We start from the raw sequence: 13,720 nt of genomic DNA on the forward strand, positions 1-13,720 counted from the left end.
GTTTTGAGTAAGTGTCATGGAAAACGGGCATGTTTCGGTATGAATCGTGACCGTTTTAGGAGTGAATTGTTAGAAACGAAATTCACACAAAAAAACGAAACTATTAGCTAATTATGCTTTAGTTTCGTTCCTTTGTTTCCAAGTTTCCCTTAATTCTCGCTTCTCTTTCGATAAATTCATCGCTAACGAAAAATTCGATATGCTGCTTGAGATTAATTATTTCTCCAGGTAATTTTCCACCGTATTCTCCATCTATATTTAGAAGCATTTTTTCTTTTGGAGTAACTTTTATCCGCTTGGCCTGGGTGTATATTATATGTTCGTCTTCAAGATGATTGCCTCGCAAACCGGCTGTTGCGATTCGTAAAAACTCAGGGAGATTCGTTTTTTTCAAAATTAATAAGTCAAAATATCCGTCATCAATAAGTGCATCTGGAGCTAGTTTCTCAAATCCTCCAACGGAATTTGTATTTGCAACCAAAAACAGCATAATATCCCCTTCAAACACCTTGTCATCATATTCAATTACGGTTGATACAGGCTTTAATGAAGGGAGCATTTCAATTCCTTTAATGTAATATGCTAATTGACCAAGTGCAGACTTTAGTTTAATCGGAACATCATATGTTAATTCTGTTAAGTCTCCACCACCGGCTATATTGATAAAATATTGTTCATTCACTTTTCCAATATCAAGTGCTTTACCATTATCCTTCAATATTATATCAACAGCTTTTTTGGTATCTCGTGGAATCGATAGTGCTCTTGCAAAATCATTTGTTGTTCCAGCCGGGATTACCCCAAGTTTTGGACGAAAATCTGCTTCAGCAATCCCTTGAACCACTTCATTTATCGTTCCGTCTCCACCTGCAACTATCACAACATCATGTTTGCGTTCAACAGCAAGTTTTGCAGCTTCTGTGGCATCTCCTTCTCCTCTAGTCGCATGAGCCGAAGTTACATAACCGGCTAATTCAAATCTTTCCAACACTTTTGGAAGCTCTCTTCTAAAGGTTTCCCGTCCCGCAGTTGGGTTATATATAATTCGTGCGCTTTTCAAAAAAAGACCTCCCTCTTGGAAACAACTTAGAAAAACGATTGTATCGTCAATTCTAAGAATTTTCCCTATCATAGAAAATTTGGCTTATCACCAAGCTTCAGGTGCACTTACGAGTGATTGACGTACTAGTAATGGTGTTGTCACAAATTTATCGGACTAGCGATCTCGCTGTCCCGGAATGTGACGGTTTTAGCCAGTGAGCCAGTGAGCAGTAAGGAAAGTTTTATACTTATCTGCTAAAAAGAAGACTACTACTATTACAAGCAGTAGTCTTTAGTAAATTTTGTTTAAGAGAAATAGTAATATTATCGTTTTTCAATTTCTTCTTTTAGAATTTTATTAACCATTTGTGGGTTTGCTTGTCCTTTGGTCGCTTTCATAACTTGTCCTACTAAGAAACCGAGTGCACGTCCTTTTCCATCTTTAAAGTCATTTACAGATTGTTCATTTTCACCAAGTACTTTATCAACAATCTCACGTAATTGTCCTTCATCTGAAATTTGGACAAGTCCCTTGTCTTTAACATATTTTTCAGGGTCTGTTCCATTTTCAACAAGTTCTGCAAACACTTGTTTCGCAATCTTCGATGAAATTGTTCCATCTTCAATGAGCTTGATCATTTTTGCTAATCCTTCAGGTGTAATCGCAAGATCGTGAAGTTCTTTTACATGCTTATTCATATATGCAGAAATATCTCCCATGAGCCAATTGGAGGCTTGTTTTACATCTGCACCAAGTTTAACCGTTTCCTCGAAGAAATCGGCCATTTCTTTTGTTGCTGTCATAACTCCTGCATCATATTCTGGTAAGTTCATTTCTTCTACATACCGTTTTCTTCGTGCATCAGGTAGTTCAGGAATCTCTTTTCGAATTCGTTCTTTCCATTCATCGTCAATGTATATAGGGACGAGATCAGGGTCTGGTAAAAACCGGTAATCGTCGGCACTGCCTTTTACACGCATCAAAATTGTCTTTTTCGATTTTTCATCATAACGACGTGTTTCTTGCTCAATTACGCCGCCCTCAGATAATATTTTCGCTTGACGTTTTTCTTCATATTCGAGTCCTGCTCGGACAAATGCAAACGAATTTAAATTTTTAAGCTCTGTTTTTGTCCCGAATTCTTCTTGTCCAACTGGGCGTAGAGAAATATTTGCATCACAACGAAGCGATCCTTCTTCCATTCGGACATCGGACACACCAGTATACTGAATAATACTTTTCAATTTTTCTAAATACGCATACGCTTCTTTAGGTGAGCGAATATCAGGCTCTGAAACAATTTCAATTAAAGGTGTTCCTTGTCGGTTATAATCAACGAGAGATCCATCAACTGCGTGGGTTAATTTTCCCGCATCTTCTTCTAAGTGAATGCGTTCAATACCTATTTTCTTTTTGTTCCCATCCACTTCAATTTCAATCCAACCATTTTCCCCTATCGGTTGTTTATCTTGGGATATTTGATAAGCAGCTGGATTATCTGGATAGAAATAATGTTTTCTATCAAACACAGTTTCAGAAGCAATATCACAATTTAGAGCCATTGAAGCTTTCATACCGAAATTCAGGGCTTCTTCATTTAATACTGGTAATGTTCCCGGATATCCCAAATCCTTTGGGTTTATATTTGAATTCGGTTCACTACCGAAAGCATTAGGACTTGATGAAAATATTTTTGACTTCGTTTTTAATTCAACATGGACTTCTAATCCAATAACTGTTTCAAATTTCATTCTTCGGCACCCCCTGTTTCTGGACGCTTTTTATGATGATTTGTCGCTTTTTCATACGCATGTGCGGCACGATAAACTGTTTGTTCGTCAAAATGTTTACCGATAATTTGTAACCCTAACGGCAAGCCTGCTTCCGAAAACCCTGCTGGTACAGAAAGCGCTGGAAGCCCCGCTAAATTTGCAGGAACAGTTAGTATATCACTCGTATACATTTCTAACGGATCTTTAATTTTCTCATCAAATTTAAATGCGGCTGTTGGTGTGGCTGGACCAAGAATAATATCATATTGTGCGAACGCCGCGTTGAAGTCATTTTGAATTAATGTACGGACTTTCTGAGCCTTTCTGAAATAAGCCTCATTATTGTCCCCAGTCAAAACGATTGTTCCCATTAGTATTCGACGTTTTACTTCTTCACCAAAACCTTCTGTTCGTGATTGTTTAAACATGTCGATCATATCTTTAGCGTTATCAGAACGATTACCAAAACGAACTCCATCAAATCTTGCAAGACTTGAAGAGGCTTCTGCATTGGCTATTAAATAATATGCAGCATCCGCATATGCTAAATGCGGTAAAGAAACTTCATCCCAAGTTGCACCTAAAAGCTCAAACATCTGTAGAGCATTTTGAACAGATTCTTTAACTTCTTCAGAAACACCTTCCCCTAAAAACTCTTTCGGCACAGCAATTTTTAGACCTTTAATATCTTCCGAAAGTGCATCTAAGTAGGAAGGAATTGTTTGATTACTGCTTGTTGAGTCATTTTTATCATGGCCTGCAATAACTTCTAATACACGGGCATTATCTTCGACTGTTCTTGTTAAGGGACCAATTTGATCAAGCGATGGTGCAAAAGCAACAAGGCCGAAACGTGAAACAAGACCATATGTAGGCTTCATTCCGACGAGTCCACAAAAAGAAGCTGGTTGACGAATCGAGCCTCCTGTATCTGTTCCAAGCGTATACATAACTTCTCCAGAAGCGACTGCAGCAGCCGAACCCCCACTTGACCCACCTGGTACGTGATCATGGTTCCACGGGTTTACCGTTTTCTTAAAGGCAGAAGTTTCAGTAGATGAACCCATTGCAAATTCGTCCATGTTTACTTTCCCAATCATTAGTGAATTTTCATTCGCTAACTTTTCAGTCACGGTCGCATCATAAAGGGGATCGTTAAAATTTTCGAGCATCTTACTTGCACAAGTTGTCCGAATTCCTTTTGTAACAATATTGTCCTTAATTGCACCAGGAATTGCGGCTAATTTTTTGTCATAATCATTTTCTTTATCAATTTGTTTCGCTTTTTCCAGTGCGCCTTCTTTATTTAACGTTAAAAAAGCTTTGATATCGTCGTCGACTTTTTCTATTTGTTCAAAGGCCATTCCCGCTAACTCTTCTGCTGAAATTTCTTTTTTATGTAACATATTTTCAATTTGTTTAATCGTAAAATTATATAAACTCATTCTCTAACCTCCTTAATCCATGATTGCAGGCACTTTAAATTGACCGTCTTCTTGTTCCGGAGCATTATTTAGTGCTTCTTCCCTTTTATCCCATTTTATTGGTTTATCTTCTCGTAATACATTTTTATTTTGATTACCGTTTGTTGTCGGTTTTACGCCATCCGTATTAATTTCGTTTATTTTCTCAGTAAATGACAATATTTCACTCAACTGCACAGCAAAACTTGCAGCTTCTTCATCTGACAATGCTAAGCGTGCTTGGTCTGCTGTCCGTTGGATGTCTTCTTTCGTAATTTCTGCCATTTCTTTCACCTCCAAAAAATCTTTAAACAATACTGTTCTTCTTTAAAATTTATGATCAATGTTTATTAATAAAAGTTACAACACCCTTGATAATATCAGAAAAACCGACAAAATAGCAACTAATCGCTATTGTTTGGTATAAGCATAATGACGAGTTTTGATATCATTTTAAATTTTTTAGTAGAAAAATTAGAATGACATATAATCCAGATCATTAAAACTACATCTGGATTATATGTCACAATACTTACTTTTACTTTTTATTTTAAGATCTTTCTTTTTGAAGAAGGCGTTCTGTCTCTTCAAATTCTGCTTCGATTTCATCATTCTTTTTATAAGTTAAATTGCTGACAATCACGGTAACAATCAAGTTTAAAATAAACCCTGGAACAATTTCATACAACGTATCTGTTAGTGGAGAGTTCCCCCAAATCATAACTGTAACTGCTCCAACTACCATTCCTGCAATTGCACCACTTGCCGTTATTTTTCTCCAATATAATGTTAATAGAATAATTGGACCAAAAGACGCACCAAAACCTGCCCATGCAAATGAAACAAGCTTTAAAATTGTTTTTGTCTTTGCCCAAGCAAATATTAAAGCAATAATTGAGACGAAAAGAACGGACATCCTTCCAAGAAACACATACCTTTTATCAGAGGCATCTGAATTAATTACTACTTTGTACAGATCCTCAATTAACGCAGAAGAGGTGACGATTAACTGAGAGGATATTGTACTCATAATTGCAGCAAGAACAGCAGCGAGCATTATTCCCGCAACAAATGGATGGAAAATAATCTGTCCAAGCTCGATAAAGACTGCCTCACTATCTGTAAGAATAGCTGTTGGATTTTGGCGAAAATATGCGATCCCGATCAACGCTGTTAGAACTGCTCCAACTAAACTGAGGATCATCCAGCTGATTCCAATTCTTCTTGCCTGCGTTGTTTCTTTTACTGAATTTATCGCCATAAATCTAACAATAATATGTGGTTGTCCGAAGTACCCAAGCCCCCATGCTAAAGCGGAAATAATTACCAGAAATGAAGCACCGGAAACTAGACTTAATAATTTGGGGTCAACTTCACGAATTGTTTGAGCCGTTTCACCAACTCCTCCAGTAAGGAATACACCAAATATTGGCACTAAGATTAAAGCTAGAAACATAATTAATCCTTGAACGGCGTCTGTATAACTTACTGCGAGAAATCCTCCGAAAAGAGTATATGCAATAACAACAATCGAAACGACTAACAGACCAACATGATAAGATAATCCAAATGAACTTTCAAAAAAGACACCTCCAGCCACCATTCCAGATGACACATAAAAGGTAAAGAAAACTAAAATAATGATTCCAGAGGCAATACGCAAGATTCTAGAATTATCCTTTAATCTATTTTCTAAATAACTTGGAATTGTAATGGAGTCATTCGATACTTGTGTGTATACCCTGAGACGTGGAGCTACGAAAATCCAATTCAAATAAGCTCCTGTAGTTAGCCCTATAGCGATCCAAGCTTCCACAAGCCCATATGTATATATTACCCCAGGTAGCCCCATAAGTAACCATCCCGACATATCAGCAGCACCAGCGCTAAGTGCAGTAACAGCTGGACCAAGCGAGCGGCCTCCAAGCATATAGTCCGTTAAATTTGCTGTACGACGATATGCGTACCAGCCAATTAATAACATTCCAATAATATAAATAAGAATGGCAATAAGCTGAAAAATATGATCTGTTGACATAAAACTCACTCCTTTAAGTATTTTTCACTTTTTAATAAAAATTACCGAAACACATACACATGCGTATTGTAATCAATTGAGATAGAAATATACTTCATAACAATAGGCAATCTGGTATATATTCTGCTTGATGATTCTTTATTCAGTTGTGCTATTCATCCCATACTCGGCGTTTTTACCAAGATTACAATAATAAAAATAAGACCCTGTAATATAAAGAATAGGCATGAAAATCACCATGACAGAAAGCCTTGTAAGATTCGGAACTTGAGCCCAATCAGAAAAAATAAAAATCAAAATTCCTATGTTCATTAATAAAACTGCGAAAAGAACTATAACTTTGATCTCTTTTTACATATTTTTTTTAAATCGCCTCAAGCTGTTCGTCTATAATAATGCCATCTTTTAGTGCGTGTTCAAAAAGGAGGATAAAAAGAACCAAGAAGTTCGAGGCGGCGCAGTTTCGAGCAGCGGAATGTATGCATTTAGATACATGAGCGGCGGAGAAACAAGCATTCGTGCGAAATTCGCAGTGTCATTTTTACTGGACTTTTTGAACATCCTCTTTTACCCACTTCTTACCTAAGTAACTTCGTTTTATTTATCTAGATTACCTCCTATACTAAGATCCACTTAAATCCACTCGGTATTCTAGTTTTAACTGCATTATTGTAAAGAATATAAAGTTAGACGAAAGCTTATAAAGCTAAATCTACCCTCTATGTATAATTTATGTTTACATTACTATCATTATATATTTATTTTCATAAAAAAACTATCCAAAGGATCAATTTACATTTAACCTAGGATAGCTTATAAATCTCTTAAAAAAAGAGTTATCTAATCAGGAGATACTGTTTAATCTCCTGAATCATTTGCTTCGCCCTCATTTCATTCGTATGATTGTGATGAACAAATTGATAGCCATTTTCACTAATCCGTTTCCGTTCTTGTTCATTCGCTAAATAATAATCAGCTTTATTCACGACATTTTCAATCGTACAAGCGACAAAATTTTCTCCATCTACAAATCCGAGATCTTCAATATCTTGATTCGTTTCAGCTAACAACAAAGTATTACAAGCAGGTGCTTCAAAAAACTTTAGAACAGCTACTCCTCCGTGTTCACTCCTACTGCCGCAAGTGAAAAAAATCTTTGAACGGTTTAATTCTTTCGCATACCTCTCATTTACCATCAATTTTTCCGTATCTTTTACCCGATGTCCTGGATGAGGATGAAAGACAAAGTCGTCTCTATCTTTCATCTTCCTAAACACCGCATCTCGAAATGCGTATCGATCTTTATAAGGTAATTTCTTTGGTAATCTATGCTTTCCACGATTATTACTGTCTAAATACACTAAGCCCATTAAGAGGGCATCGATATCTTTTTTTAATTCATAATCCTTCATTATATCAGGGTTAATAGACCAGGGTAACCAACAAAGTTTTTCTTCATATTGAGGGAAAACTTTGAGAAAAGGATTTTTTGTAACAGAAAAAATTATATCAATATGATTGTCTTCAAAGTATTGAATTCTTGTTTTTGGCTCCCAATGCAAGTCAATAACAAAGCTGCCAGTAGCTATATTAGTATTTCCTAATCCTTCAATTTTAGGAGCTAGCCCATTTAGCCAAGCAATATCATAATGAAAAATAAAATCAGGTGTTATCTTTATTTTTTTAAGGATATCGTCTATATGTCCATCTTCATGCCAATAATAAACATCTGCAAACTTTTCTAAAGTCTTAACCATTTCCATCTTAGGTCGATGTTTAGCATATTCCCAGATTTTCCTGATTAACACTAGTATTTTAAGTTTATCGGTCATGTTTCATCCACCTTATTGCCATTTGGTATATAGTATGATGTAAAACATAATCTGCATAGACTGTCGCTTTTAAAAGAGAAAAATAAATATTTTGGATGTTGTTTATCCTATCAATTATGATAATTCATTTTGATAATTACTTAACTTTTTATTGAATTCTACAATAATACTCTCCAGTCTATTAATTTGATCCTCCAGTTCTTTTATTTCCTTTTTCGGCACATCATTCTTATCCAATAAATATAAATACAATAATAAACATATATCGTAGTTTTGATGAATATGAATTGTTGAATCTGTACCAGTAATTTTATGTTCACTTATTATCGATTCATTCTCTGCTTCCAGCAACCTTATTATTTTTTTCTCAATCATTTTTTTAATATTATGATCATTGATATCCAAAAAAAGCCCCCCTTATAATCCAACCCGAATGGAATTAGATGCAGGTACCCCGTCATTACTTTCATTAAAATAGACAAATCCCTCTACTATTATTGAAGATTTTAAAGGAAAGTTAATTTGAAAATTTTGAAAGGAGACTGTCTCATCAGATGATAAATATTCCTTACTTGTAGGTATGAAACAAAAATGATTTCTTTGATCTAGATTTTCCAAATTAATTCTTTTCCATTGAAATCCCTGGATGTTTTTTTGTTTTTCCGATAGATATTTTCCTGAAAATTTAAATTCATCCTCTGAATTAACTTTTATTAAAATAAGTGGCCGTTGTTTCTGTTCATTCGAAAAATTTTTAACATAAATACTACCTATGATAAGATTAGAATCCGATTCATGTTCCGGAATTAGAGAATGGTCAAAATAACAAAAAACAAAATCTTTTTCATAAGATGATTCCCTTAATTCAATCATTTCAATGGCTTTTCTTTGTGCTTGTTCGAATTCGTTTTCTATTTTTTTCAATTTTGCCTTTAGATCTAATACCGACATATTAAAACCCTCCTAGTTAAAAAGTAGAGAAGTGGGCAGACCCCCACTTCATAAATATGCTAGGTTTATAAAAATTATTATCCTGGAAAAACGACCGGACACTGTGCAGGAATGATCGGAGTTGAGCATTGCTCCGTAAATACTTCTCTTGGTTGACAAAATGATGCAGGCAACTCTACAGTCACGTTCGTAACAGTTTGAACACTTTGACAAAGATTTAAAGAAACATCAACACTACCTAGTGCTCCTCCAGCACAATTCAATACTACATTACATTCAATGTCAGAAAGTCTAACAATTAGATCTGTACCTTCTGGAGCACACAGAAAGATAGATTCAGGAATCTCAATTGGAATCGGTGCAGTCTGTTCTACAAATGGTGTCGTTCCATTTAATCCTCTAATTTCAACAACAACATTTACTGTGCTTTGAAATGTAACTTTTTGCAATAGTACTTGTTTGCCATCAACTAAGAAAGTACGATCCTGTCTGTCATTTGTTTCCATTACAGCTATCTCTTGGTTAGGAGGTAACCGATTTCCAGCAGCGTCTACTAAATAACATTCAGTCGTCAAATTTGTTACTGCAGGATCGCATGGATCGACAGGTAATACTCCCAAATCAGCAGCCGTGATGGTATTGTTAATATTTGCTTGCAAAATCACCCAATCATACACTTTATCTGTATTTATGCACAACATCTCTGGTCCGATCTGTTTTGGATTTGTACCCATAAACAATCTTCTCCTTCTCTCATATTTGACTTATTCGTTAATAATCTATGTCTGTAAATATTATCTTGCTACGGCTGTGCACCTAATTGTTCCTATTTACTATAATTTAGGCATTAATGAAAAAGTATCATTTAATGTCACATAAAAATTTCTATATTCATACACTTATATCAATATATTGAACTTAACTTTGGGTGATAATATGCTTCAATCAGAAGAAGAGTATATTTTACAATTGGAAAAAAAAATTACTCAACTGGAAAATGAGAAACAACTAATTTATAAACAATACAAACAAACAAAAGAACAACAATTGGAACTAGTTCAAGAGGTACGCGAGTTAAAAAATTATAATCCTTTTAAGTTGGACGTAATATTCAATAATAATAAACAAGTAATCATCTATAATCTGTTACAACAATTTGATCCTTTAATTACCAATAAGGGATTCCTAAGTCATTTAATAGACTCTAAACCAAACCACCATTATACAACGAACAAGATCAAAATAGATTATTATCCCCTAGTAAAATTTGTTCAAGAACTTATTAAAAATAGCAATCCAGAAAAAAAAGTACAAAATATAAACTCAAAAAAGCCCTATCAAGTCATGGTAAAATTTCGTTTGGATTACCCGGAGACTAATTCGATTATGATGATGGACGATATTAATTTTTCTGTACATTCAGAAGAATTACCTAATAATGGAAAGGAGCTTGAAAATAATATGAATGAGAAAAAGGAAACAAAATCAAATCATAAAGAATTTGAATTTAATTTACTTGACGAGGAAAATACTTCCCCAAATGAGCATGAGACCATTAAGGAACTTGAAGAAATTAAGAATTTATTAAAAAACGCTAATGAAGAAAAAAACATAACTTCTAAAAAAACTGAACATGAAACGATGGATCTAAAAAAAGAACTTGAAGAAATTAAAGCTTTATTAAAAGAAAAAAAAGCGAATGAAATGAATGTGCCCACTGAGGATGAGGATAACAGGAGAATAGAAGATAATATTAAGAACACAAACCAGAGCATTACTTTTAGAGAGATCCAAACTGCACAAAGCATCCTGTCTATACCTTCTAAAAAAATTAATACAGTTACAAATGTCAATAGAAACTTAATGAACTTAAAAGTCCCCCGTAAAATATACAATCCTGTTAGATCTCCAAAAGATATGGACAACGAAAAATCGGAAGGAAACAAAGAGATCGGTAAACTGAAAAAACTTAATAATATTCAAAAATACAACAATAATAACTAAAATAATTTATATAAATGAATTGGAACAATAAGGCTGAGACAAAACACGATCAAAATATACGTATACTCTCGGACGGCTATAATGCTAAGTCTTAGGACCGTGCTGACGTTTTGCCACGTTTAAAATTTATGATGTCATCAATACTAGGACGTGCTGTCGTTCATCGGGAACTTAGAGAATATTTCCGGTCAGTTATTTACCACTAACTTATTAATGCGTGTTCAAAAAGGAGGATAAAAAGGACCAAGAAGTTCGAGGCGGCGCAGTTTCAAGCAGCGGAATGTATGCATTTAGATACATGAGTAGCGGAGAAACAAGCATTCGTGCGAAATTCGCAGTGTCATTTTTACCGGACTTTTTGAACATCCTCTATTAGAAATTTCTTTATTAAAACAATTTTGTCTCAGCCTTATCCTTCATTAGCAACGTACTACTATAAACTCCAGATGACTTTTTTTTCACTAAACGTATCTCCAGGAAGCACTGTTTTTAAATCCATTACAATCCCTTTTCCTTCTTTACATAACGATTGCCATTCCGCTCTGTTTTGCTGTATCAAAACTTTATGTGGTACAGCTACTATGAGAATATCTGCCTTATTTAATTCCTCCTTTTCTTTGAGTTGAATCCCATGTTTTAATAATTCATCTTTGGAAGCGTAAGGGTCATGAACCTGAACATTTATATTTAACCCTTGTAACATTTTGACAACTTCTAAAGATTTTGAATTTCGAATATCTGAAATATTTTCTTTGAATGTAATTCCTAATACGGTTACAGTTAAATTTTTAATATCTAATCGATGCTTTACAACCAATTGGAGCAAAGATTTGACAATGTAATTTGGCATTTCATCATTTACTTCTCTAGCACTAAAAATAAATTTAGGATGGTACCCAGCTTGAGTAGATTTATATATCAGGTAATATGGATCTACACCAATACAATGCCCTCCTACAAGTCCCGGAGAAAACGGGATAAAATTCCATTTTGTTTTGGCCGCATTAATAACCTCGTCTGTACTAATATTTAACACATCAAATATAATGGAAAGTTCGTTCATTAAGGCTATATTTACATCACGTTGAGTATTTTCAACGATTTTTGCCGCTTCTGCGACTTTAATGGAAGGTGCTTTATAAATTGTTCCATTTAGAACATGTCGATAAATCATATAAATTTTTTCAACAGTTTCTTTATTCTGACCCGAGATTACTTTTGGAATATTTTTGAAGGTATACTCATCATCCCCTGGATTTATTCTTTCAGGCGAATATCCGACGAAAAAGTCTTTTCCAGCTAATAATTTTGATTTTTTTTCTAAGATTGGTAGACAGATTTGTTCGGTTGTTCCGGGATAAACCGTAGATTCAAAAACAACTACAGTCCCAGGAGTAAGGTTTTCCCCAATTAATGCTGATGCATGTTCCAAAAAAGTGAGATTCGGTTTTTTGGCTGATGTTATCGGCGTCGGAACTGCGACAAAAATATAATTACATTCTTTCAGTCTAGATGCCTCTGTTACAAATTCAATATTTGCCTTTTGTAATATAGAACTAGAAAAATGTTGCGTCGGATCTTCATTATTTTTTAACATATTAATTTTACTTTCATCTATATCAAATCCAAGAACATCAAATTTTTCTGAAAAGGCTAGTGCCACCGGAAGACCTACATATCCTAACCCCACAACACCTACCTTAGGGTTTGGATTTATCTCACGCTTAACATCGTTTATTTTTGGAAGATAGTTTAAATATTGTTTGATGACTTCACTAAGCTTAACAATATCATTAATCATAATCGAACTATTATCCTTTCCTGCATCAAGGGTTATTTCTACAAAACTCTGACATAAGTCTCGTAACTTACTTATTTTTTGATCAATTTTACTAGATTGTACTCTTGAATTTATATTAATGAAAAAAAATAAAGATGGATCAAGCTTCTTTTCAATCATCCATTCCATTGCCTCATCTAATACACTACTAGCCATATCAATATTTTTTTGGCGGAATGGATAAATAATAGGAATGGATGACTTTTTTTTAACTTCTTTTTTTTCAATTAACTTATAATCATCTGTTTTGAAAGACTGTTTTAAATGATATTTGATTAATTCATGCTTCCCTAAAAAAAGCACAGTACAATTATCTATCATATCCATTTCCTTTCAAATTCTTTTAGTAATGTTATATGCAATTCAAAAGTTGTTGTTCAGGTTTCAAAATAAAAAAGGCATTTCAAATAAGTAATATTTATGTATTGAATTAGATTTATTAATTTTAATAGGCAATCCTTATAGTTTCCTACTAGTGCGTAAATATAATTAGTTTGGTCCGAGTTAGATGCCGTTATAGTTTTACAACAACTTAATACGCTAAAAGTAAAGCTAAATATTCTATTAAATTAGTCTGTTCAAATAAAAATAGTCAAAGTTGTTGTTATTCTAAGCAGAAGGAGGATATAGTGTGAAAACAAAATCAGTGAAACACTTCTATGTAAAATATTTCTAAGGGCACACCAAATAAGCCACAAAAAATGCACTTTTTTTGGTGGTTATCTGATGATTGTAATCGCTGAATCCCGTCAGTGCGCTGAATAATTTTGTAATTCGC

Annotated in this window: 11 protein-coding genes; 1 reads left to right on the forward strand and 10 read right to left on the reverse strand. The window is 34.2% G+C overall.

Annotated elements, in window-relative coordinates; all coding sequences use genetic code 11:
• Positions 1 to 118 precede the first annotated feature (118 nt).
• The 9 genes from SPD89_RS21120 to SPD89_RS21160 all read right to left on the reverse strand — a co-directional run bounded on the left by SPD89_RS21120 (position 119) and on the right by SPD89_RS21160 (position 9,832).
• Positions 119 to 1,060 carry a diacylglycerol kinase gene (locus SPD89_RS21120; protein WP_336263917.1) on the reverse strand — a complete coding sequence of 314 codons (942 nt, stop codon included), beginning with the start codon at positions 1,058 to 1,060 and terminating at the stop codon, positions 119 to 121.
• A gap of 305 nt (positions 1,061 to 1,365) precedes the next feature.
• Positions 1,366 to 2,793: an Asp-tRNA(Asn)/Glu-tRNA(Gln) amidotransferase subunit GatB gene (gene gatB / locus SPD89_RS21125; protein WP_336263918.1), complete on the reverse strand. Its 1,428-nt coding sequence runs from the start codon at positions 2,791 to 2,793 to the stop codon at positions 1,366 to 1,368.
• On the reverse strand, positions 2,790 to 4,259 hold the full coding sequence (gene gatA, locus SPD89_RS21130; protein ID WP_336263919.1) for an Asp-tRNA(Asn)/Glu-tRNA(Gln) amidotransferase subunit GatA: 1,470 nt from the start codon (positions 4,257 to 4,259) through the stop codon (positions 2,790 to 2,792). Before gatA ends, gatB begins: the two co-directional genes overlap by 4 nt.
• Before the next feature lie 12 nt (positions 4,260 to 4,271).
• Positions 4,272 to 4,562 carry an Asp-tRNA(Asn)/Glu-tRNA(Gln) amidotransferase subunit GatC gene (gene gatC, locus SPD89_RS21135; protein WP_336263920.1) on the reverse strand — a complete coding sequence of 97 codons (291 nt, stop codon included), beginning with the start codon at positions 4,560 to 4,562 and terminating at the stop codon, positions 4,272 to 4,274.
• A gap of 265 nt (positions 4,563 to 4,827) precedes the next feature.
• A complete protein-coding gene (gene putP / locus SPD89_RS21140) occupies positions 4,828 to 6,315 on the reverse strand; it encodes a sodium/proline symporter PutP (protein ID WP_336263921.1) in 1,488 nt (495 codons plus the stop codon).
• Between the two features lie 836 nt (positions 6,316 to 7,151).
• On the reverse strand, positions 7,152 to 8,147 hold the full coding sequence (locus tag SPD89_RS21145; protein ID WP_336263922.1) for a glycosyltransferase family protein: 996 nt from the start codon (positions 8,145 to 8,147) through the stop codon (positions 7,152 to 7,154).
• Positions 8,148 to 8,261: 114 nt separating this feature from the next.
• Positions 8,262 to 8,552, reverse strand: coding sequence for a hypothetical protein (locus tag SPD89_RS21150; protein WP_336263923.1), 291 nt, complete (start codon positions 8,550 to 8,552; stop codon positions 8,262 to 8,264).
• A gap of 12 nt (positions 8,553 to 8,564) precedes the next feature.
• Entirely contained in the window at positions 8,565 to 9,098 is a 534-nt protein-coding gene (locus tag SPD89_RS21155; RefSeq protein WP_336263924.1) for a hypothetical protein, read from the reverse strand.
• 77 nt (positions 9,099 to 9,175) lie between these two features.
• Positions 9,176 to 9,832, reverse strand: a complete 657-nt coding sequence (locus SPD89_RS21160) for a hypothetical protein (RefSeq protein ID WP_336263925.1) — start codon at positions 9,830 to 9,832, stop codon at positions 9,176 to 9,178.
• A 235-nt stretch (positions 9,833 to 10,067) separates the two neighbouring features.
• Here SPD89_RS21160 and SPD89_RS21165 point away from each other — a divergent pair, with 235 nt between their 5' ends.
• Positions 10,068 to 11,102, forward strand: coding sequence for a hypothetical protein (locus SPD89_RS21165; protein WP_336263926.1), 1,035 nt, complete (start codon positions 10,068 to 10,070; stop codon positions 11,100 to 11,102).
• 433 nt (positions 11,103 to 11,535) lie between these two features.
• Here the strand turns inward: SPD89_RS21165 and SPD89_RS21170 are convergent, their stop codons facing one another.
• Positions 11,536 to 13,263, reverse strand: a complete 1,728-nt coding sequence (locus SPD89_RS21170; protein ID WP_336263927.1) for a nucleotide sugar dehydrogenase — start codon at positions 13,261 to 13,263, stop codon at positions 11,536 to 11,538.
• Positions 13,264 to 13,720: the final 457 nt, after the last annotated feature.

This window comes from Pseudogracilibacillus sp. SO30301A (genome assembly GCF_037072025.1).
Classification (GTDB): Bacteria; Bacillota; Bacilli; order Bacillales; family Amphibacillaceae; genus Pseudogracilibacillus.

Coding starts and splice junctions, on each gene's coding strand:
- SPD89_RS21170 (WP_336263927.1), bottom strand. CDS start 13,263: ATGATAGATAATTGTACTGTGCTTTTTTTAGGGAAGCATGAATTAATC.
- gatB (WP_336263918.1), bottom strand. CDS start 2,793: ATGAAATTTGAAACAGTTATTGGATTAGAAGTCCATGTTGAATTAAAA.
- SPD89_RS21145 (WP_336263922.1), bottom strand. CDS start 8,147: ATGACCGATAAACTTAAAATACTAGTGTTAATCAGGAAAATCTGGGAA.
- SPD89_RS21155 (WP_336263924.1), bottom strand. CDS start 9,098: ATGTCGGTATTAGATCTAAAGGCAAAATTGAAAAAAATAGAAAACGAA.
- SPD89_RS21160 (WP_336263925.1), bottom strand. CDS start 9,832: ATGGGTACAAATCCAAAACAGATCGGACCAGAGATGTTGTGCATAAAT.
- gatA (WP_336263919.1), bottom strand. CDS start 4,259: ATGAGTTTATATAATTTTACGATTAAACAAATTGAAAATATGTTACAT.
- putP (WP_336263921.1), bottom strand. CDS start 6,315: ATGTCAACAGATCATATTTTTCAGCTTATTGCCATTCTTATTTATATT.
- gatC (WP_336263920.1), bottom strand. CDS start 4,562: ATGGCAGAAATTACGAAAGAAGACATCCAACGGACAGCAGACCAAGCA.